Origin of the sequence: Ochrobactrum sp. BTU1 (assembly GCA_018798825.1) — a bacterium.
GTDB lineage: Bacteria > Pseudomonadota > Alphaproteobacteria > Rhizobiales > Rhizobiaceae > Brucella.
Genome location: CP076355.1, coordinates 571,207 through 592,287 on the forward strand (window position 1 = coordinate 571,207; position 21,081 = coordinate 592,287).

Consider the following 21,081-nt stretch of genomic DNA (forward strand, 5'->3'; position numbering starts at 1 on the left):
TCATCTGGTTAAGATAAGAAAAGTTCTTTTGTGAAAATGAGGTTTTGGTGCTCAGTGTTTCTTATTTGACAGCTGCTGGTGCAGGTGCGCTGTCGTTTCTTTCGCCCTGTGTTCTGCCGCTTGTGCCGCCTTATCTGTGCTATATGGCTGGTGTAAGTGTTGAAGATTTTCGCGCCGAGAAAGAATCACGGATCGCTGCTGCCCCCTCGCATCGTCGTTCGCTCGCTTTTGCGGCTATCTGTTTTGTACTCGGCTTCACCACCGTATTCGTCGCTCTCGGCGCTGGAGCGTCGTCTGTTGGCGCATTCCTGAGGATGTGGCAGCAGGAAATCGCAATGGCGGCGGGTGTCGTCATCATTCTCATGGGCCTGAACTTTCTGGGTGTCTTGCGTTTTTCTTTTCTTTCGCGCGAAGCACGATTTCAGGCGCGTAATGCTCCCGCATCGCCGTTGGGCGCTTACATCATGGGTTTGGCATTTGCCTTTGGCTGGACGCCGTGTATTGGCCCGGTTCTGGGCCCGATTCTCACGCTGGCAGGCGGTAGCAGCACTGTAGGCGAGGGTGCTGCACTACTCGCTGTATATTCGCTGGGACTTGGTATCCCATTTCTGATCGCAGCGCTTTTCTCTGGAGCGTTCATGCGGTTTTTGTCACGCTTCCGTGTGCATCTCGGAAAGGTCGAGAAGGCGATGGGCGCACTTTTGATCATGGCCGGCATTCTGTTTCTGACGGGCGGAATGCAGTCATTCTCATTCTGGCTGCTTGAAACGTTTCCTGCATTGGGCAGACTTGGATAAAGAGCCGTAAGCTTCCATATACGCTTTGATGCTATTGAGCAGAGAAGCCTTCAATCATTTTGGACGATACAATGACAGACCGTACCTGCCTTTCCATCGTGCTTGCCGCTGGCGAAGGCACACGCATGAAGTCACATTTGCCAAAAGTTCTGCATCCGATAGCAGGCCTGCCACTCGTCTCACATGTGGTCAAAGCCGTTCAGGGAACAGGTAAGAGTGACGTTGCGCTGGTCGTCGGACGCGGAGCTGAAGAAGTGCGTGGCGCTGTGGAAAAAGTAACTGATGCGGTTTCAGCTTTTGAGCAGAAAGAACGCCTTGGGACAGCACACGCAGTTCTGGCCGCACGCGAAGCAATTAAGCACGGCTATGACGATTTGCTGATCGTCTTTGGCGATACGCCGCTTATTGAAGCGCATTCATTGCAGGCAGCACGTAACAAGCTTGCAGAAGGCGCAGATGTTGTCGTTATCGGTTTTCGTCCTGCAAGCCCGCATGGCTACGGCCGTCTGCTCGAAGAAGGTGGCAAGCTCACCGCGATCATCGAGGAAAAAGAAGCGAGCGAAGCACAGAAGAAAATCGGCTTCTGCAACGGCGGACTTATGGCCGTTCGCGGTAGCCACGCGCTTGCTCTCCTCGATGCAGTTGATAATAAGAACGCCAAGGGCGAATATTATCTTACCGATATTGTCGGCCTTGCCCATGGCAAGGGCTTGAATGTTGTTGCGATTGAAGTGCCGGTCGATAATGTGATTGGCATCAATAATCGCGCTGAACTCGCTGAAGCTGAAAACATTTGGCAGAACCGCAAGCGTCAGGAAATGATGCTGGCCGGTGTGACACTTATTGCGCCTGAAACCGTCTTTTTCTCGCATGATACGCTGATTGAAGCTGACGTTGTGATTGAGCCAAACGTCTTCTTCGGGCAGGGCGTGCAAGTAGCATCGGGCGCGCTGATCCATGCTTTCTCGCACATAGAAGGTGCGAAAATTGGCGTTAGTGCCGAAATCGGACCGTTTGCGCGTTTGCGTCCGGGTGCTAATCTTGGAGAAAAATCCAAGGTCGGCAATTTCTGCGAAGTGAAGAATGCTCATGTCGGCAAAGGTGCGAAGATCAATCACCTAACGTATATCGGCGATGCAACCGTTGGCGCGTCGAGTAATATTGGAGCTGGCACGATTACCTGCAACTACGACGGCTATAACAAATACAAGACCGTAATCGGCGAAAACGCTTTCATCGGTTCCAATAGCTCGCTTGTTGCGCCACTCTCGATTGGAGATAATGCCTATATCGCATCCGGCAGCACGATCACAGATGATGTGCCCGCAGATGCTCTGGCTTTCGGTCGTGCGCGACAGGAAACCAAAGAAGGTCGGGGAAAGATCCTTCGGGAGAAGTATGCGGCCATCAAAGCGGCTAAAATCTCCTCGAAATAAACGACCAACAGATGAATAGAACGGATGTCCTTTGGGTTGCCGTTCGGCGTTAGAATCTTTAAATCGCAATTAAATGCGTGAATCTCGGATCTGGAGCACCCTATGTGTGGAATTATCGGCATTATCGGCAATGACGAAGTCGCGCCGCGTCTGGTTGATGCGCTGAAGCGGCTTGAATATCGCGGTTATGATTCAGCCGGTATTGCCACACTTTTGGATGGCAAGCTGGATCGCCGTCGCGCGGAAGGCAAACTGGTCAATCTGGAGAAGCGTCTGGCAGGCGAGCCGCTTCCAGGCGTCATTGGCATTGGCCATACGCGTTGGGCTACGCATGGCAAGCCTGTTGAGCGCAACGCGCATCCGCATATTACGTCGCGATTGGCCGTTGTTCATAACGGCATTATCGAAAATTTTGCCGAACTGCGCACGATGCTTGAAACGGAAGGCTACAAGTTCGAGACAGAAACCGATACCGAAGCTGTCGCGCATCTCGTTACGCGCGAACTGGAAAAAGGCAAGTCGCCGGTTGAAGCCGTGCGCGATTGCCTACCCAAGCTACAGGGCGCATTTGCTCTCGCTTTCCTATTTGAAGGCGATGAAGAAACCCTGATTGGTGCGCGTCAGGGACCGCCACTCGCCGTTGGATACGGCGAAGGCGAAATGTTCCTTGGTTCTGACGCTATCGCGCTGTCACCGTTCACGGACACGATTGCCTATCTCGAAGATGGCGACTGGGCTGTTCTGACCCGCAAGGGTGTGACCGTCTATGATGAGAACAATGTAGAGGTTGAACGCGCGATCCAGAAATCACAGACCGCGAACATGCTGGTCTCTAAGGGCAATCATCGCCACTTTATGCAGAAGGAGATGTTTGAGCAGCCGGAAGTGATTTCGCACACGCTTGCCAACTATCTCGACTTCACCACCGGCAAGGTGCGTCAGGAAGCAGTCAATATTGATTTTAGCAAGATTGATCGTCTGACGATCTCTGCCTGCGGCACGGCTTTCTATGCAGCTTCGGTGGGCAAATACTGGTTCGAGCAAATCGCCCGCCTGCCGGTCGATAGCGATATTGCTTCGGAATTCCGCTACCGCGAAATGCCGCTCTCAAAAGAATCGCTCGCTATGTTCGTTTCACAGTCGGGAGAAACGGCTGATACGCTTGCATCGCTGCGCTATTGCAAGTCTCAGGGCCTGAAAATTGCTTCTGTAGTCAATGTAACGGGTTCGACCATTGCGCGTGAATCGGACGCCGTGTTCCCGACGCTTGCCGGTCCTGAAATCGGTGTTGCATCGACCAAGGCTTTCACTTGTCAGCTTTCGACCATGGCGTCACTCGTGATTGCAGCTGCGAAAGCGCGCGGTGCGATTGACGACAAGCGCGAACAGGAACTTGTGCGTCAGCTTTCGGAAGCTCCACGTTTCATCAATCAGGTTCTCAAGCTTGAAGATCAGATTGCTGCCGTCTGCCATGAACTGGCAAAGGTTAATCATGTACTTTATCTCGGCAGGGGAACATCCTTCCCGCTCGCTATGGAAGGTGCGCTGAAGCTTAAGGAAATTTCCTACATTCACGCCGAAGGCTATGCGGCTGGCGAACTCAAACACGGGCCCATCGCACTCATTGACGAGACCATGCCGGTCATTGTCATTGCACCGTCGGACCGTCTTTACGAGAAGACCGTTTCCAACATGCAAGAAGTGGCAGCACGCGGCGGTCGCATCATTCTGATCACCGACAAAAAGGGTGCTGCTGCGGCGAGCCTTGATACGATGGCGACCATTGTTCTGCCGGATGTGCCTGAGTTTATCACGCCCCTGGTCTATGCTCTGCCGATCCAGATGCTCGCTTATCACACTGCAATTTTGATGGGTACAGATGTCGATCAACCGCGTAATCTCGCAAAGTCGGTGACCGTAGAATAGAATAAAAACAGCGTCTTATTGATTTATTTTGATAGATAAATAAAAGGGCCGCAACGATGCGGCCCTTTTTGTTTGCTATCCTGCTCGGAGCAGGCGGATTGCCTCATCGCGACCGAAAAGATAGAGCAGAATACGAAGTGCTTTTCCACGCTCGCTAACAAGATCGGGGTCACAGGTCAGTACATAACGGGCATCCTTGCGGGCGGTTTCAAGCAAGTCTGCGTGTGCCTCAATCGAAGCAAGCCGGAAGCCGGGCGTGCCCGATTGCCTTGTGCCAAGCAACTCGCCTTCACCACGCAGTTTCAGGTCTTCTTCGGCAATGCGAAAACCGTCTTCCGTCTCACGCATCACTTTGAGGCGCGCCTGTCCGATCTCACCAAGCGGGCCTTTATATAGCAGCATACAGGTGGATGGTTTGTCACCACGTCCAACGCGCCCACGCAGCTGGTGCAATTGGGATAGGCCGAAACGTTCAGCATGTTCGATTACAATAATCGTTGCATCCGGTACGTCGACGCCAACCTCGATGACTGTGGTGGCGACTAGCAACCGTGTCTCTCCCTGTTTGAATGCACGCATGGCTTCGTCTTTTTCAGCACCACTCATGCGGCCATGAATGAGACCAATCTTCCCGCCAAAAACAGACTTGAGCGATTCAAAGCGTTCTTCGGCGGAAGTTAGATCAACCACTTCAGATTCCTCCACGAGCGGGCAAATCCAGTAGATTTTTTGTCCTTCGTGAACGGCTTTTCGAATGCGCTCCACAAGCTCGCCCATACGCTCCATTGGCAGAATTGCCGTGGTGATCGGACGGCGTCCAGCGGGTTTTTCAGTGAGCTTTGATACATCCATATCGCCAAATGCGGTCAGTACCAGTGTGCGTGGAATAGGCGTTGCCGTCATCACAAGCATATCAGGCGCGGTGCCCTTCGCCGTCAGCATCAGGCGCTGATGCACGCCGAACCGATGCTGTTCGTCGATGATCACGAAGACGAGATCGTGATACTCGACCTTCTCCTGAAATAGCGCATGGGTACCTATGACTATATCGACTTCCCCGTTTTTCAGGCCCTCAAGCACGACATTACGTTCTTTGCCTTTTTCACGACCCGTAAGAAGGGCGGCTCTCAGCCCGACTTTTTCCGCCAAAGGTGCAATGGTCGCAAAATGCTGTCGTGCCAGTACTTCTGTCGGGGCCATAAGGGCCGACTGACCGCCAGATTCCGCAGCATGTGCCATCGACAAAAGGCCAACAACCGTCTTACCCGAGCCGACATCGCCTTGCAGCAGGCGAAGCATACGCTCAGGCGATTTAAGATCTGTGATAATTTCGCAAACCGCCTGATCCTGACTTTTGGTCAGCTTGTAGGGGAGGTGGCGCATGATTTCAGCAACGATGCGGCCGTTTCCTTCGAGTGGACGCCCTGACAGGCGGCGTGTTTTTGAACGCACGAGAGCAAGAGCTAACTGCCCTGCCAGAAACTCGTCATAAGCCAGCCTGCGCCGTGTTATGCTCTCAAATGCAATATCGCTGGGGTCTTCCGGCAAATGCATTGTGTTGAGTGCGTCTTTGAAAGCAGTAAATCGCTCACGCGCAATCAACGGCCTGTCAATCCATTCAGGCAGTGACGGCACGCGGGTGAGTGCTTCTTTCATCGCGCGGCCAAGGGTTTTGGACGAAAGACCCGCCGTCAGCGGATAGACGGGCTCGACCATGGGCAGATGGGCTGCATCCTCAAGGCTTGCAATATAATCGGGATGCACCATTGAGGCACGCCCGTTGAACCATTCGACCTTTCCGGAAACAACGACAGTATCGCCTTCCGGCAGCATCTTTTCCAGCCAGGGCAGTTGCGCGTGAAAGAAAGTGAGGATGATTTCGCCAGTGTCATCATGGGCAATCACGCGATGTGGAACATTGCCGCGGCCACGCGGTGCTGGCTGATGCTGATCAACTACTACTTCAAGCGTTACAATCGCACCTTCGTGCGCAAAGGCTACTCCTGGGCGATTGCGCCGGTCGATTACACTGTGAGGCGGCAGCAAGAGAAGCTGGCCGACTCTTGGTTCGGCACCCGGCACGTCTGTGCCTAAGAGTTTGCTGAGCAAAGCTGCTACTTTCGGGCCAATGCCGGAAAGCGAGCGGACGGAAGCGAAAAACGGATCAAGCATAGACGGACGCATGGCGGGAGCATTAACTGCTTTGCGTTTCTGTGCAAGCCTTTGAAATGATTTTGTACTATTTTTGTTCTTGTCTTCTAAATGGGTTCCCACTTCCACAACAGATGCTATATACCGGCTGCATATTTTGTTAACGGAGCGCTCAAACAATGACTGGCAGCACACTTGCGGCAGCAAATCTTGATGTAAGGCGTCGCAAGCTTCTGTTTCGCGCCTGGCATCGCGGTATGCGCGAAATGGATCTGATCCTTGGTCAATATGCCGATCAATATCTTCCAGCTTTTACCGATGCACAGTTGGATGAGTTCGAGCAGATTCTTGAAGTGCTAGACCGAGATCTTCTGAAGTGGGTGACAGGCGAAAGCGAAACACCTCAGGAATATGATACGCATTTGTTCCGCGACATCATTGCTTTCCGCGACCGTATAGAATTCTGAGAATCAGCACCCATGCCCGTATTCAGTAAATTTGGTCTTAAAGCCGGCCCGAGCGCTAAAAATGGCAAGCATATTGTTATCGACGGCGTAGCCGACGGTTTCGAAGCCTTTTGTCTTGCGCGGCTGGTCGAAGAGATCGGAGAACGCGGGCCTGTTTTGTATATTGTACGCGATGGACAGCGCATCGCTGATCTGGAACAGGTGCTGAACTTTGTTTCACCTGACCTGCCCGTGCTGCATCTTCCGGCATGGGATTGTCTGCCCTATGACCGTGTGTCGCCTGGCGCTGATGCGTCAGCACGTAGGCTTGCCGCACTCGCTGCCTTGGCATCGCTAAAGAAATCGCCGCATCCAGCTGTCATCATAACGACCGCCAATGCTGTTCTGCAAAAACTGCCACCGCAGGCCGCAATCGCTGAACAGGTGATTTCCGCACGCCCCGGCAATCAGCTTAATATGAATGATCTGAGTGCACGGCTTGAGCGTAACGGATTTGAGCGTGTCTCGACCGTGCGTGACATTGGCGAATATGCGGTGCGCGGCGGCATTCTTGATCTTTATGCGCCGGGATCAGAAGAACCGCTGCGGCTCGATTTCTTTGGCGATACACTTGAAACAATCCGCGCTTTTGATCCGGCCTCGCAGCGCACCACAGGCGCGCGCAAAGAATTCGTGCTTCAGCCGATGAGCGAAATTTCGCTCTCGCCGGATATGATCAGCCGTTTCCGTAAGAATTACGTTGCGATGTTTGGCGCACCACAGCGCGATGATGCACTTTATCAGGCAATCAGCGAAGGGCGTCGCTTTGCTGGCATGGAACACTGGCTGCCGCTGTTCTATGACAACCTCGAAACCGTTTTTGACTATGCGGGCGACATGCCGGTGGTGTTCGATCATTTGGTGCATGAAGCGCTGACCGAACGTCATACGATGGTCGTCGATCATTTTGAGTCGCGGTTACGACAGTCAGAAGGCAAAGAACCTGGCACCGATGCGGTGCCCTATAAGCCGGTTAAGCCGGAAACGCTTTATCTCACGCCGCGCCAAGTTGAAGCAATCGCAGAAACGAGTGGTCTGCGAATTGACTTAACACCTTTTGGCACGCCGGAAGTGTCAGGACGCTCGGTTGTTCATGCTGAGGTTCATAAAGGTCGCAGTTTTGCGGAGGAGCGCGCCGCGACCGATGTGAACCTGTTTGAAGCGGCTGTTAAGTATATTGCCGATCTGCGCGTGGCTGGCAAAAAAGTGCTGGTGGCGGCATGGTCGGAAGGTTCGCTCGACCGCCTCCTGCAGGTGCTGGATGAGCATGGCCTTGAAAAAATCGAAACCGTAGATCGTCTATCAACCGTGAAGGCGCTATCGCGTGACAAGATCACGGCTGCGGTTCTCGCGGTCGAAAGCGGCTTTGACGCAGGTGATCTGGTTGTCGTGGCTGAGCAGGATATTCTAGGCGACCGCCTTATCCGACGTTCCAAGCGCCGGAAGCGCGATCAGGATTTCATTTCGGAAGCCGCTTCGCTTTCGGCTGGCGATATCGTGGTCCACGTCGATCACGGTATTGGTCGCTTCATAGGTCTCAAGACAATCACGGCAGCGGGTGCACCGCATGATTGTCTTGAGATTCACTATGCGGGCGATGATCGGCTGTTCCTGCCAGTTGAAAATATCGAGCTGCTCTCTCGTTTTGGGTCGGAAGGTTCGGAAGCCATTCTTGATAAGCTTGGCGGCGGCGCCTGGCAGATGCGCAAGGCCAAGCTCAAAAAACGCCTGCTTGAGATTGCCGGTCATCTGATCCAGATTGCAGCCGAGCGACAAATGCGTGGCGCACCAGTAATGCAGCCGCCTGAAGGCCTTTACGCGGAATTCGCAGCGCGTTTCCCTTACGATGAAACCGAAGATCAGCTGCGCGCCATTGATGCCATCACGGACGATCTGGGTGCAGGCAAGCCGATGGATCGCCTCATCTGCGGTGACGTTGGCTTCGGCAAAACAGAAGTTGCATTGCGCGCTGCTTTTGTTGCGGCGTTGAGTGGCTTTCAGGTAGCTGTCGTCGTACCGACCACGCTTCTATCACGCCAGCATTTCAAGACTTTTTCGACGCGCTTCCATGGTTTGCCGGTCAATGTCGCTCACGCATCGCGTCTCGTCGGCACCAAAGAGCTGGCCGCCACCAAGAAGGGCCTTGAAGACGGCACTGTCGATATTGTCGTTGGCACCCATGCGCTCTTGGGTAACTCCATCAAGATCAGAAATCTCGGCCTACTCATCATTGATGAAGAGCAGCATTTTGGCGTGAAGCACAAAGAGCGGCTCAAGGAACTGAAGTCGGATATTCACGTCCTAACCCTTTCCGCAACGCCAATCCCGCGCACATTGCAGCTGGCATTGACGGGCGTGCGTGAGCTTTCGCTTATTACGACGCCGCCAGTCGATCGAATGGCTGTGCGCACCTTCGTATCGCCGTTTGATCCGCTGGTGATCCGTGAAACATTGCTGCGCGAACGCTATCGTGGTGGCCAGAGTTTCTATGTTTGCCCGCGCATTGCCGATCTCACAGAAATCGAGGAATTCCTGAAGGATCATGTGCCGGAACTGAAAGTGGCCGTGGCACATGGCCAGATGGCACCAGGTTTGCTCGACGACATCATGAATGCTTTTTATGACGGGCAGTATGATGTGCTGCTGTCGACGACCATCGTGGAATCGGGCCTCGATATTCCGACGGCCAATACGATGATCGTGCATCGTGCCGATATGTTCGGTCTGGCGCAGCTTTATCAGTTGCGTGGGCGTGTTGGCCGCTCCAAGCAGCGTGCTTTCGCGCTATTCACACTGCCTGCCGGTCGCACACTGACGCAGACAGCCGAACGCCGCCTCAAGGTCCTACAATCGCTTGACACACTTGGTGCGGGCTTCCAGCTTGCAAGTCATGACATGGATATTCGCGGGGCAGGCAATCTGCTTGGTGAAGAACAATCCGGTCATATCAAGGAAGTGGGCTTCGAGCTTTATCAGCAGATGTTGGAAGAAGCGGTTGCAACCCTCAAGGGCACCATTGAGGTCGAAGATAGTCAGTGGTCGCCGCAGATTGCAATCGGTACGGCTGTGATGATTCCAGAAGCCTATGTGCCGGATCTGCAATTGCGCCTTGGGCTGTATCGTCGTCTTGCAGACCTTGAAGAACCGCAGGAAATCGATGCATTCGGCGCAGAGCTGATCGATCGTTTCGGACCAATGCCGGAAGAAGTGCAGCATCTGCTCAAGATTGTTTACATTAAGGCCCTCTGCCGCCGTGCCAATGTCGAAAAGCTCGATGCTGGTCCGAAGGGCGTGGTTATCCAGTTCCGCAATGCAACTTTCAACAATCCGGTAGGGCTGGTGAAGATGATCGGTGAGCAGGGTTCAATGGCCAAGATCAGACCAGACCAGAGCATCGTTTTCATTCGCGACTGGGCAACGCCCGAAAAGCGTCTTAATGGCTCGGCTGTCATTATGACTCAACTGGCCAAGATTTCTACTGGAAGCTAAACAGTAATCCATTAAACACTGAGGGTTCCGAGCCATCCCCAGGCTCTGAAGTTTAAAACGGAGAGAACTTTGATGCTAAAGAATGCTTTGCACGTTTCTTGCGCTGCGGCTGCGCTCCTATTCATTTGTCAATCGGCGTTTGCTCTGACCACACCCAATTGCAAGGTTGAGGAGATTGAGCACTTCGTTAAGAGGTTCAGCCACGAAATTGCGATTCAGGAAGCTTCTACGGCACAGACAGTCATCTTTGAGAGCTTGGATATGGAAGCTGACCCGGAGCCAAAGAAGGTCAGCAAGGAAGTTCCGCTTGCTGATGTTGAATGGCCGGTGATGCCGGACGTGGCAACTTTGGCTGGAAGAAAAACACAGGCTGAGTATAAAGACGGTGAAAACGGCAATAAGGTTGTCGTGATCAAAGGCACCGACAATGGCGAATATATGGAGTTTGAATTTGCCAAGCAGCCGTGCTGGACTCTGGTTCGAGTATCCGACGAAAGCATGTAAACATTTACTTGATATTTAAAGAAAAAGCCCACGCATTCGAGTGAATGAGCGGGCTTTTTTCGTTTCTTATTCGAATATCAGCGGTCTTCGGAAATGCCTGGCTCAAAGCCTTCCGCTGTTTGCTGAATAGCGTCAGCTAGAGCGGAGGCTGATTGCGCACCCATGACGGCATATTTCTGGTCGATGATGAAACACGGAACGCCGCGCACGCCGATGCGGTTTGCAGTGTCGATTTCTTCGCGGATTGTCTCTTTATCGGCCTCGCTTTGCAGAAGGCGGGCAACGATAGGCGCTTCCATACCTACGCTTGCTGCCGCATCAACCAGCACTTCATGATCACCAATATCCTGTCCCTGCTCGAAATAGAGCGAAAACAGTCTGCCAACCAACTTGTCCTGAAGGCCGGGGCCGGCCTGTGCAGCCCAATGGATCAGACGGTGCGCATCGAGTGTATTGGGCGCGCGCGTAATGGCTTCAAAATCGAAAACGATATCGTTTTCTTCGCCAAGCTCTGTTAGTTGCTTGTGAATATCGTCAATTTTCGAGCCCGTACCGAATTTTTCGCGCATATAGGTCTGACGATCCTTGCCTTGAGCAGGTAGAGAAGGATCGAGCTGATAAGGACGCCAGCGAACTTCCGCGTCGACCTCCGGCGTTAATTCGAGTGCCTGTTCAAGCCGTTTGCGGCCGACAAAGCACCATGGACAAACGACATCAGACACAACGTCGATGGTAATTTTTCTTTTGGTCATAAGGTGCTCCGTCCGTTCGCCAAGCAGGAGACCTATCCTCCCACTTGCTTATCTTTATAGATCAAAAATGTTGGGTGAATTACGACGTGACCAACTCAGTCTACTTGCTCGCCTGCCACCAGGATGGCAACTGATAGCCGTAAAGCGATGTTTTCTCCGGATGTCCGATCCGATCCCATCGTGCTACCCACTGATACGGCAGGTAATAGAGCGGGATGTAATAATCACCGGAGATGAGAATGCGGTCGAGAGCACGCACTGCACTCACAAAATCATCGCGCTCCCGCGCTGCAAGCATAGCTTCGATCATCGCATCGACTGCTGGATCGGCAACACCGGGATAGTTGAAGCTGCCTTGTGCATCGCGAGATGCAGAACCCCAACGCATCCATTGCTCATTGCCTGGTGATAACGAGCCAGTGAGGGCTCCGAGGATCATGTCGTAGTCGAAAGTCTGCAAACGTTGCTGATACTGTGCGTCATCAGCGGTGCGAATTTCGGCATCGATTCCCAGGCGGGCGAGGTTGCGCTTATAGGCGAGCGCTACCTTTTCCTCGTCGGCCGAACGCGTCATGATTTCAAACTGGAATTGCTTGCCAGATGGATCAATCGCCTTGCCATGCTCAAACGAGAAGCCGGCATCCGTGAGCAATTCATAAGCTTCCTTGGCCGGGCCGCGATCATGGCCGGTGCCATCGGTGATCGATGGATGCCATGTACCTTCCAGCACATCCTTGCGAACAACATGAGGGAAAGCTGCGAGAAGCTCCCGCTCGCGCGCATCGGCAGCTTTGCCTACCGACGACAGGTCCGAGCCTTCCCAGAAGCTCTGGAGACGTTTATATTGACCCGCAAAAAGATTGCGATTGGCCCATTCGAAATCGAACAGAAGCCCGAGTGCTTGTCTGACACGACGATCTTCGAATACCGGACGGCGTGTGTTGAAGACGAAGCCAAGCATATTTGCTGGCGTTCCTTTCTCGAAGTTTTCTTTAACGACTTTGCCCTCCTTGACCGCAGGGAAGTCGTATGACTTTTCCCAGCGCGTCGGGTTGGCATCGATGAATACGTCGAGAATGCCTTTCTTGAAGGATTCAAACAGCGATGTCTCGTTGCGATAATACTCAATCGAGATCGTGTCGAAGTTATTCAGCCCGTGCTGAACTGGCAGGCCGTTGCCCCAATAGTCCGGATTGCGCTTATAAGTGATGCGCTGACCGGGCTGCACGCCAGAGATGGTGTAAGGGCCGCTACCCACTGGAGGCTTGAGTGTCGAGTTGCCAAATGTCGCCGGATCAATAGCGTGCTTGGGCAGCACCGGCATCGTTCCAGCAATCAGCATCGGAAACTCGCGATCCGATTTGTCATTGAAAACAAAGCGCACGGAGCGCTCGCCGGTCTTTTCGATTTTCTCGATCCGGCTCATGCGGTTATTGTACGGCGGACGGCCTTTTTCGGTAAGGATGTCATAGGTGAATAAGATGTCGTCAACTGTGACCGGCTTACCGTCCGACCATTTTGCTTTTGGATTAAGCGTGAATTCGACCCATTTTCGTTCTGGGTCGATTGCTACCTTCTCAGCAAGCAAGCCGTAAAGCGTGAAAGGTTCATCGCGCGAACGCTGCATCAGCGTTTCATAGACCAAGTTCCCAAAATCGGCGTCGCTAAAAAGCGCCCGCGCGGTTGTACGCATACTTTTAAGAACGAAGGGATTGAGGCTGTCGAATGTGCCGACGACGCCCATACGCAGCGTGCCGCCTTTTGGGGCGTTGGGATTGGAATAAGGAAAACTGTTGAAATCAGCATGCAGTGCCACGTCACCATGCATCGAAAGTGCATAATCTGGTGCGGCACGATTTTCGGCACTCGCTGGAGCGATGCTGGCACAAATGCCGATAAGGCTGGCTAAAGCTGCGCTGCGGAAAATAGCAAACAATCCAGTCAACTTTCTCGGTTCCCGTTCAACTTAATAGGTTCGTTGTAAATAAGTGTGAAATCTTAGTATCGATTCGTGTGGCGAAATTAGCATGAACCTTGAGTTTTTGCGGATTAACAGCGTGTCTGATGCGCGACAGTGTAGATTAAAACAGAAAATATGTCGTATTTTGCTGGTTGAATGGCTTGGACCATCTGGATTCATATCAGAAGTCGTTGTAACACGACGCCCGGAATGGGATGTTAATTCCCGAAGGTCACGCTGTTGCCGCATTTTCTAATCAGTGACGGTCTATCGCTGACTCAACCAGAGACGGAAGATCATAGCGTTGAAAGGAACCTGTTGATCATGACCAGCACGAAGACAATCGCTGCCGCATCCGCATTTGCTGGCGCGTTCGCCCTGCTTGCCTCCGCGACGATGCCTGCAGCTGCACAGCAGCCGCCTCAGGGTTGGTTCAAGGTTTGCTCGAAGCAGGAAGACAATGACATCTGCAATACGCAGAACATTATCACTGCAGACTCCGGCCAGTTGCTGACCGCTGTTAACCTCATCGAGATCAAGGGCAAGATCAATCGTAAGATCTTTCAGGTTACCGTGCCAATCGGCCGCCTGATCCCTGCTGGCGTTGGTCTTCAGATCGACAACAACAAGCCGACCAAGCTCGAATACGGCATTTGCTTTCCGGATCGCTGCATCGCGGAAGCTCCTCTTTCTGAGGACCTGATCAATGCTCTCAAAAAGGGCAGCAAGGTAACGCTTACCTCGGTCAACTATCAGAACAAGCAGAACCCTATTCCAGTTGCTCTGACCGGCTTCTCGGCAGCCCTTACCGGCCCGGGGCTTAAGCAGTCTGAACTCGAAGAACGCCAGAAGGAACTTCAGGACGCTGTAGCAAAGCGCCAGAAGGAATTCGAAGAAAAGATGAAGGCTGAACAGGCCAAGGCAAAGGGCGCGGCTAACTAAGCTGCTCTGCTGCTATGAATCGAGAAGGGCGCTTTTTAGCGCCCTTTTTGTTTGTCCATTTAATTAAGTAATCCGTGTAAATGCCAGATTTTGCTTAATTGGCGTGCAGTTTTACACGATACGACCCGTTATCAAGCCTGTCGAACATTTCACTGATCTGCGGATGACGCAGCGGCTCATCGCTGAGGTCCGGCACGAGGTTCTGCTCGGAGACATAGGCCACATATTCGGACTCGGAGTTTTCTGCCAGCAAATGATAAAACGGTTGATCGCGGCGCGGCCGAGCCTCTTCAGGGATAGAATCATACCATTCCTCAGTGTTCGCAAATTCCGGATCAACGTCAAAAATGATCCCGCGGAAAGGAAACAGCCGATGCTTGACCACCTGTCCGATCTGAAACTTAGCGTGCTTTATCTGTGCCATACCCATCCTACATATGTAGTTCACCGCGCGCTGAATTAAAGCTGCGGGAGGTTTCAGGTTCGGTTATTGAGGCGATTTATTATTTTGTCGCACTTTTCCCGCGATCACGGAGGTTCGGAAGCCTTGGTAAGAGCTGAGAAAAACCGCTACCGGGACGCAAGCCTTCACGCATGAAGAATGCGCGGAGTGGCGCAAAAGAGCGCAGCATTTCCAGACCAACGCCGCGTGCAATCTGTGCTGGCAGCATGGGTGAGAGCAGAGAACGGTTGAGTGCATCCACAGAGCCGGTGCGGGCTAGAATATCAGGACGACGACCACGGTCATAAGCGTAGATCACACGGTCCGAACCGGGGTCAGATGGATCGCTTGCAATGGCCCTGATCAGTGTTTCGACATCGCGTGTACCGAGATTAAGCCCTTGCGCGCCAATTGGAGGGAATACATGTGCTGCTTCGCCGATCAGGATGGTGCGCTTTGATGCAAATGAAAGAGGTACCATTCCGGATAGCGGCCACGCCTGCGGACGGATATCAATAGTCACCTTGCCAAGCATGGATTGCATCATGTTTTCAATACGCTGACCAAGGGCTGCGTCATCGAGTGTGAGCAGAATTTCGGCGCGATCCGGATTAACCACCCAGACGAGGCTCGAACGTTTTCCCTTGAGCGGAACCTGTGTGAATGGGCCTTCTTCGGTATGGAATTCAGTTGAGATATTCTCATGCTCTACTTCATGCGCGAAAGAAAGCACCACTGCGGTCTGCGGATAGCTCCAGCGGCGTGTGCGAATACCAGCGGCTTCCCGGGCAGCGGAATTGCGTCCATCAGCCGCCACGACCAGACGCGTATGCAGTGTATTACCACCTGCAAGTGTGATGGTGACGTGATCGCCATTGTTTCGATATTCGATTGCAGGTTGTGTGATGCGTTTGATCGCTGGGTTGTTTTCAACGGCTCCCGCAAGCTTCTGGTTCAGCGCTGCATTTGGAATGTTGAATCCAAAGGCTGTTTCATCGATTTCGCCTGCGCGGAATGTTACGGCGGGACTTCTAATAAGACGCTGAGTGGCATCAACAATACGCATTGAAGCAAGAGGAGCAGCCTCGGGCGTGATATCGTTCCAAACGCCGATTTTTTCAAGAAATCGGATAGCCGGCATCATCAGCGCTGTGGTGCGGCGGTCGTTTCTGTCTGTTTCCGGACCAAGCAGTGCCGTGCGATAACCTTTGGCGCTTAGGGCCAATGCTGCCATCATTCCAGCAGGGCCACCGCCACTGATTGTGATTTCGGTGAGGGGCTTTTCTACAACCACGTCATTCATGTGCTCTATCCTTGGCCAGAAACGTCAGGCCCAAAGCGATTCTTATCGCGTCGTATTTGTTGCCACTTAATCGCAAATGGCGGTCAAAGGCCATTGTCGCATAAGCTAAAACCCAATCTTTGGTGGAATGAGGGCGGTTTTGTCTCACGACTTACTTGCTCTTTTCGCCTTATTCGGGGAAAGCTTTGTACAACAGCATGGCTTCCACCGATCATTCGCGTTGGAGGTCTTATCTGCCGCCTCACGCCTTGTTGGAAGATTGAAGGCGGCGATCAAGAGAAATGGCAAACGGCGTGAAAAGCAAACTAACCGGAAAACTCAAAGCCAAGAAAGTGACTGCGCCACAGGCGAAGGCATTTTCTGTTCATCTGCTCACCGCGTCCGGTTCGTTTCTGGCGTTTCTGTCAATCGTGGCCGCAAGTGATGGCCGCTACACCGCTATGTGGTGGTGGCTTGGCCTTGCATTGTTCGTCGATGGCATCGATGGACCAATTGCGCGTAAGCTCGAAGTCAAATATGTGCTGCCGAACTGGTCGGGCGAGTTGCTCGACAACATCATCGACTATGTGACCTATGTTCTGATCCCGGCCTTTGCGCTCTATCAAAGCGGATTCATGGGGACGAACCTGTCTTTCATATCCGGTGCAATTATTGTGGTTTCAAGCGCGATTTACTATGCCGACACCGGCATGAAGACGAAAGAAAACTTCTTCAAGGGCTTCCCGGTCGTTTGGAATATGGTGGTGTTTACGCTCTTCATTGTCCGGCCAGGGGAATGGGAAGCCTTCGCGATTGTGGTCCTGTCGGCCATCCTTTCCTTCCTGCCAATCAGCTTCCTGCATCCAGTGCGTGTGGTGCGTTTGCGCCCGCTCAATCTGACGATCTTTTTACTGTGGTGTGCCTTTGGGGCTGCAGGCCTTTATTATACCCTTGATGCGCCACTCTGGGTGCGCGTCGGCATCACAGTGACGGGACTATATATCTATTTCATCGGCGCAATCATGCAGTTCTTCCCCAATCTTGGACGAACTGCTGCTGTTATAGCGGCTGAACAGGCTGCAGAAGCGAAGAAGAGAGGCTGAGGAAACATGATCAACGCTATTCGAGTTCACCAGACGGGCGGTCCGGAAGTTCTGCAATACGAAAAGATCGAGATTGGTGAGCCAGGAGCAGGCGAAGCCAAGGTGCGCCATGAGGCCATTGGGCTGAACTTCATCGACGTCTATTTCCGGACGGGGCTTTATAAAGCGGCGCAGATGCCGTTTACCCCTGGCAACGAGGGTGCCGGCATTGTTGTGGCTGTTGGCTCTGGCGTCGAGACCGTCAAAGTAGGTGATCGGGTTGCCTATGCAGCGACGCCCGGTTCCTATGCCGAAGAGCGCATTTTGCCTGCCGACAGGCTTGTTAAAGTACCTGATAGCATCGAACTGAAAACCGCTGCTGCCATGATGCTCAAGGGCATGACGGCGCAATATCTTCTGCGTCAGACCTTTGTTGTGAAGCCGGGACACACGATCCTGTTTCATGCGGCAGCAGGTGGCGTCGGGCTTATTGCCGGTCAATGGGCGAAACATCTTGGTGCAACCGTTATCGGTACAGCCGGATCAGAAGAGAAGATCGCTCTGGCCAAAGCGCACGGCTACGACCACGTTATCAATTACCGCACCGAAAACTTCGTTGAGCGTGTGAAGGAATTGACCGGCGGTGAGGGCGTGAATGTTGTCTATGATTCTGTGGGACATGACACCTATATGGGTTCGCTCGATGTTCTGAAGCCGCTGGGCATGTTTGCCTGCTTCGGCCAGTCATCCGGCGTTATTCCTCCGTTTGATCTCAATCTTCTTGCTCAGAAGGGTTCGCTTTTTGCCACCCGCCCGACGCTGTTTAATTATGTTGCAAAGCGTGCTGAACTCGAGAAGACGGCGAACGAGTTGTTCGATGTCGTGGCAAGTGGTGCAGTGAAGATCGAAATCAACCAGACCTATGCGCTAAAAGATGTGCGTAAGGCGCATGAAGACCTCGAAGCGCGCAAGACGACGGGTGCGAGTATTCTGCTTCCGTAATATAGAAGCTGTGAGCACGATCCCGAAAAGTTGCGAGGCTTTTTGGATCATAAATTGCGTGAAATGAATCGGCGGTGTGCATATGTCCTCCGCCGTTTTCTTTTTGGCTTTTCAAGAACGAACTTGCTGGATAAGGTCGTTCAAAAATAACCTTGGGGAACAATGTCAGCGCCTTTATCCGACCGGCCTCTTTTGGATGTCCGCCGGCTCACTAAAGTATTTGGTCAACTCAGAGCGTGCGATGCGGTAGATCTCGTCATCGAAGCTGGGGAAATACACGCCCTTTTGGGTGAAAACGGTGCTGGCAAATCCACATTCGTGAAAATGCTGTTCGGAGCGCTCCAGCCTCTGGAGGGAGAGATCGTCTGGAAAGGTCAGCCGGTAACGATCAACGAACCAGCTACGGCAAGAAAACTTGGCATCGGCATGGTTTTCCAGCATTTCTCGCTGTTTGACTCGCTCACTGCTGCCGAAAATATTGCGCTGTCGCTCGATGGTTCGCTGTCCCTTTCCGATGTCGCCAAACGTGCGCGCGATGTGGGGCAGGCTTACGGTCTTCCAATTGATCCGCAAGCCCATGTCGGTGACCTCTCGGTCGGCGAACGCCAGCGTATCGAAATTGTGCGTTGCCTTTTGCAGGAACCGGACCTCATCATTCTTGACGAGCCGACATCGGTTCTTACACCGCAGGAAGCTGACCGCCTGTTTGAAACGCTGGAGCGTTTGAAGGCGGAAGGCAAGTCGATCCTTTATATTAGTCATCGCCTCGAAGAGGTGAAACGGCTTTGCGACCGCGCCACTGTGCTGCGTCACGGCAAAGTCGTCGCGCATTGTGATCCCAGACAGGAAACGGCTGCATCGCTTGCCCGCATGATGGTCGGCAATGACATCAAGGTCGTGGCACGCAGCCCGATGGCAGCCTCAGAAATACAGGCAGCACCGCTTTTTGAAATCAAAAACCTGTCTCAAGCTCCGCGCGGCCCGTTTTCGACTGCACTGAAAGACATTTCGCTCAGCATCAAAGCCGGTGAAGTCGTTGGCATTGCTGGCGTCGCCGGTAACGGGCAGAGCGAGTTCTTTGAAGCCATTTCGGGCGAAGTTTTGCAATCTACGCCGTCGGCGGTCCGCATTCGCAGCACGGATGCTGGCAAACTCGATATTAGTGAGCGCCGCATGTTGGGCGCAGCTTTTGTGCCGGAAGAGCGTCTTGGGCATGGCGCTGTACCAGCGCTGACGCTGACCGATAATCTTTTCCTTTCACGCTATAAGACCGATGCAAAGGCTTTCATGCGCGGCGGCAGCTTGAAGCTTATTGCCGAAAGCGCACTACGCTCGGCCGCAAAGCGGATCATTCAAACAATGGATGTACGCAAGAGCGCGGAAAATCCACCAGCGTCCGCCTTGTCTGGCGGTAATCTGCAGAAGTTCATCATTGGACGCGAGCTCGATCGTTCACCTTCTGTAATGGTCGTCAATCAGCCGACATGGGGCGTGGATGCAGGCGCTGCAGCGCATATCCGGCAGGCGCTGGTTGATCTTGCCCGCTCGGGGTCAGCCGTGCTTGTGATTAGCCAGGATTTGGATGAGCTGCTTGAAATCAGTGACCGCATCGCCGTGATGAACCATGGCACACTTTCCCATCCCATGCCTATCGCAGAGGTAACGCTGGAAAAGATTGGTCTTCTGATGGGCGGCGTTTCCGGCTCGGATCAGGCGGGGGCAGCGTGATGCGTATTGAACTCGTAAAACGACCGCAGCCTTCAAAACTCTTTAGCGCCGTTTCGCCGTTGCTGGCCTTGGTGCTTACGCTTATCTTTGGTGGTATCGCGTTTGCATTGATGGGCAAAGACCCACTTCATGCGCTTTATGTTTTCTTCATCGAACCACTGTTTGACGTCTGGTCGTGGCATGAGCTTCTGGTCAAGGCCACGCCGCTTATTCTGATCGCTATTGGCCTTTGTGTTTGTTTCCAGTCAAACAACTGGAATATTGGTGCTGAGGGCCAGTTCATTATCGGCGCGATTACCGGTTCGATCCTGCCGGTGATGTTCCCTGACCTGCAAACATGGATCGTGCTACCTTTGATGATGCTGATGGGCATGGCAGGAGGTGCTGCCTATGCGTCCATCCCGGCGCTTCTGAAAGTTCGTTTCAACACCAACGAAATTCTCACCAGCCTGATGCTAGTTTATGTCGCGCAGTTGTTTCTCGACTGGCTGGTGCGTGGTCCATGGCGCAATCCGGAAGGCTACAATTTCCCGGAAACGCGCCAATTTAATCCAAGTGCTGTCTTGCCGGAAATCTGGAGTGCATCGGGCCGTGCCCATTGGGGCTTCATCTTTGCCATTGTTGCTGCGGTGCTGGTCTGGTTCCTGCTCGCCAAGACGCTTAAAGGCTTTGAGGTCAAGGTTATAGGCCAAAGCCCACGGGCAGGGCGCTTTGCAGGTTTCAGTCGCGGTAAGCTGGTCTTCTTTGTCTTCGCAATTTCAGGCGCACTGGCTGGTCTTGCAGGCATCGCCGAAACCTCCGGTGCCATTGGCCAGCTACGCCCTGTCATCTCACCCGGATATGGCTTTACGGCGATTATCGTTGCCTTCCTTGGAAGGCTCAATCCGATTGGTGCGATTGCAGCCGGTTTCGTGCTGGCACTTTCATATCTTGGCGGCGAAGCGGCACAGGTTGCCATCGGTATCTCCGAAAAGTCAGCGCGTGTGTTTCAGGGCATGATCCTGTTTTTCGTGCTCGCTTGCGACACGCTCATTCACTATCGCATCCGCTTTGTGGCGGGTCGCTCAGCAGGAAAGGCCTGA

The 21,081-nt window shown here is 53.1% G+C and carries 16 protein-coding genes; 11 read left to right on the forward strand and 5 right to left on the reverse strand.

Annotated elements, in window-relative coordinates:
• The first annotated feature begins 47 nt into the window (after positions 1–47).
• From KMS41_13945 to glmS, 3 genes are all read left to right on the forward strand, one after another.
• Entirely contained in the window at positions 48–797 is a 750-nt protein-coding gene (locus tag KMS41_13945) for a cytochrome c biogenesis CcdA family protein (GenBank protein ID QWK80010.1), read from the forward strand.
• A 71-nt stretch (positions 798–868) separates the two neighbouring features.
• Complete coding sequence (glmU, locus tag KMS41_13950) at positions 869–2,233, forward strand: bifunctional UDP-N-acetylglucosamine diphosphorylase/glucosamine-1-phosphate N-acetyltransferase GlmU (protein QWK80011.1); 1,365 nt, start codon at positions 869–871, stop codon at positions 2,231–2,233.
• A gap of 102 nt (positions 2,234–2,335) precedes the next feature.
• Positions 2,336–4,159, forward strand: a complete 1,824-nt coding sequence (gene glmS, locus KMS41_13955) for a glutamine--fructose-6-phosphate transaminase (isomerizing) (protein QWK80012.1) — start codon at positions 2,336–2,338, stop codon at positions 4,157–4,159.
• Positions 4,160–4,234: 75 nt separating this feature from the next.
• On the opposite strand, the gene recG is transcribed toward glmS, so the two are convergent.
• A complete protein-coding gene (gene recG, locus KMS41_13960) occupies positions 4,235–6,343 on the reverse strand; it encodes an ATP-dependent DNA helicase RecG (GenBank protein QWK80013.1) in 2,109 nt (702 codons plus the stop codon).
• 146 nt (positions 6,344–6,489) lie between these two features.
• On the opposite strand from recG, the gene KMS41_13965 reads away from it, so the two are divergent.
• The 3 genes from KMS41_13965 (at position 6,490) to KMS41_13975 (ending at position 10,809) form a co-directional block, all read left to right on the forward strand.
• Positions 6,490–6,777 (forward strand): succinate dehydrogenase assembly factor 2, encoded by a 288-nt coding sequence (locus KMS41_13965; protein QWK80014.1) that lies wholly within the window; start codon positions 6,490–6,492, stop codon positions 6,775–6,777.
• A 12-nt stretch (positions 6,778–6,789) separates the two neighbouring features.
• Positions 6,790–10,305, forward strand: a complete 3,516-nt coding sequence (gene mfd, locus KMS41_13970) for a transcription-repair coupling factor (protein QWK80015.1) — start codon at positions 6,790–6,792, stop codon at positions 10,303–10,305.
• A 72-nt stretch (positions 10,306–10,377) separates the two neighbouring features.
• Positions 10,378–10,809, forward strand: a complete 432-nt coding sequence (locus KMS41_13975) for a hypothetical protein (GenBank protein ID QWK80016.1) — start codon at positions 10,378–10,380, stop codon at positions 10,807–10,809.
• Between the two features lie 77 nt (positions 10,810–10,886).
• Here the strand turns inward: KMS41_13975 and KMS41_13980 are convergent, their stop codons facing one another.
• Positions 10,887–11,561 carry a DsbA family protein gene (locus KMS41_13980; GenBank protein ID QWK80017.1) on the reverse strand — a complete coding sequence of 225 codons (675 nt, stop codon included), beginning with the start codon at positions 11,559–11,561 and terminating at the stop codon, positions 10,887–10,889.
• A gap of 100 nt (positions 11,562–11,661) precedes the next feature.
• Positions 11,662–13,497 carry an extracellular solute-binding protein gene (locus KMS41_13985; GenBank protein QWK80255.1) on the reverse strand — a complete coding sequence of 612 codons (1,836 nt, stop codon included), beginning with the start codon at positions 13,495–13,497 and terminating at the stop codon, positions 11,662–11,664.
• 348 nt (positions 13,498–13,845) lie between these two features.
• Here KMS41_13985 and KMS41_13990 point away from each other — a divergent pair, with 348 nt between their 5' ends.
• Complete coding sequence (locus KMS41_13990; GenBank protein ID QWK80018.1) at positions 13,846–14,463, forward strand: invasion associated locus B family protein; 618 nt, start codon at positions 13,846–13,848, stop codon at positions 14,461–14,463.
• A gap of 94 nt (positions 14,464–14,557) precedes the next feature.
• Here KMS41_13990 and hspQ read toward each other — a convergent pair whose 3' ends face one another.
• Both hspQ and KMS41_14000 read right to left on the reverse strand, forming a co-directional pair.
• Positions 14,558–14,893, reverse strand: coding sequence for a heat shock protein HspQ (gene hspQ, locus KMS41_13995; GenBank protein QWK80019.1), 336 nt, complete (start codon positions 14,891–14,893; stop codon positions 14,558–14,560).
• A gap of 73 nt (positions 14,894–14,966) precedes the next feature.
• Entirely contained in the window at positions 14,967–16,208 is a 1,242-nt protein-coding gene (locus KMS41_14000) for a UbiH/UbiF family hydroxylase (GenBank protein QWK80020.1), read from the reverse strand.
• 281 nt (positions 16,209–16,489) lie between these two features.
• Here KMS41_14000 and KMS41_14005 point away from each other — a divergent pair, with 281 nt between their 5' ends.
• From KMS41_14005 to KMS41_14020, 4 genes are all read left to right on the forward strand, one after another.
• Entirely contained in the window at positions 16,490–17,290 is an 801-nt protein-coding gene (locus KMS41_14005) for a phosphatidylcholine/phosphatidylserine synthase (GenBank protein ID QWK80021.1), read from the forward strand.
• A 6-nt stretch (positions 17,291–17,296) separates the two neighbouring features.
• Positions 17,297–18,271 (forward strand): quinone oxidoreductase, encoded by a 975-nt coding sequence (locus KMS41_14010; GenBank protein QWK80022.1) that lies wholly within the window; start codon positions 17,297–17,299, stop codon positions 18,269–18,271.
• Between the two features lie 162 nt (positions 18,272–18,433).
• The gene (locus KMS41_14015; protein QWK80023.1) at positions 18,434–19,999 is read left to right on the forward strand and encodes an ABC transporter ATP-binding protein; all 1,566 of its coding nucleotides are present in this window, start codon (positions 18,434–18,436) and stop codon (positions 19,997–19,999) included.
• Positions 19,999–21,081, forward strand: a complete 1,083-nt coding sequence (locus KMS41_14020; GenBank protein QWK80024.1) for an ABC transporter permease — start codon at positions 19,999–20,001, stop codon at positions 21,079–21,081. Before KMS41_14015 ends, KMS41_14020 begins: the two co-directional genes overlap by 1 nt.

Bases quoted from the DNA above. Each gene is read 5' to 3' on its own strand.
- glmS (QWK80012.1), top strand. From the start codon at position 2,336: ATGTGTGGAATTATCGGCATTATCGGCAATGACGAAGTCGCGCCGCGT.
- KMS41_13975 (QWK80016.1), top strand. From the start codon at position 10,378: ATGCTAAAGAATGCTTTGCACGTTTCTTGCGCTGCGGCTGCGCTCCTA.
- mfd (QWK80015.1), top strand. From the start codon at position 6,790: ATGCCCGTATTCAGTAAATTTGGTCTTAAAGCCGGCCCGAGCGCTAAA.
- KMS41_14020 (QWK80024.1), top strand. From the start codon at position 19,999: ATGCGTATTGAACTCGTAAAACGACCGCAGCCTTCAAAACTCTTTAGC.
- KMS41_13965 (QWK80014.1), top strand. From the start codon at position 6,490: ATGACTGGCAGCACACTTGCGGCAGCAAATCTTGATGTAAGGCGTCGC.
- KMS41_14005 (QWK80021.1), top strand. From the start codon at position 16,490: ATGGCAAACGGCGTGAAAAGCAAACTAACCGGAAAACTCAAAGCCAAG.
- glmU (QWK80011.1), top strand. From the start codon at position 869: ATGACAGACCGTACCTGCCTTTCCATCGTGCTTGCCGCTGGCGAAGGC.
- KMS41_14000 (QWK80020.1), bottom strand. From the start codon at position 16,208: ATGAATGACGTGGTTGTAGAAAAGCCCCTCACCGAAATCACAATCAGT.
- KMS41_14015 (QWK80023.1), top strand. From the start codon at position 18,434: ATGTCAGCGCCTTTATCCGACCGGCCTCTTTTGGATGTCCGCCGGCTC.
- KMS41_14010 (QWK80022.1), top strand. From the start codon at position 17,297: ATGATCAACGCTATTCGAGTTCACCAGACGGGCGGTCCGGAAGTTCTG.
- hspQ (QWK80019.1), bottom strand. From the start codon at position 14,893: ATGGGTATGGCACAGATAAAGCACGCTAAGTTTCAGATCGGACAGGTG.
- KMS41_13980 (QWK80017.1), bottom strand. From the start codon at position 11,561: ATGACCAAAAGAAAAATTACCATCGACGTTGTGTCTGATGTCGTTTGT.
- KMS41_13990 (QWK80018.1), top strand. From the start codon at position 13,846: ATGACCAGCACGAAGACAATCGCTGCCGCATCCGCATTTGCTGGCGCG.
- recG (QWK80013.1), bottom strand. From the start codon at position 6,343: ATGCGTCCGTCTATGCTTGATCCGTTTTTCGCTTCCGTCCGCTCGCTT.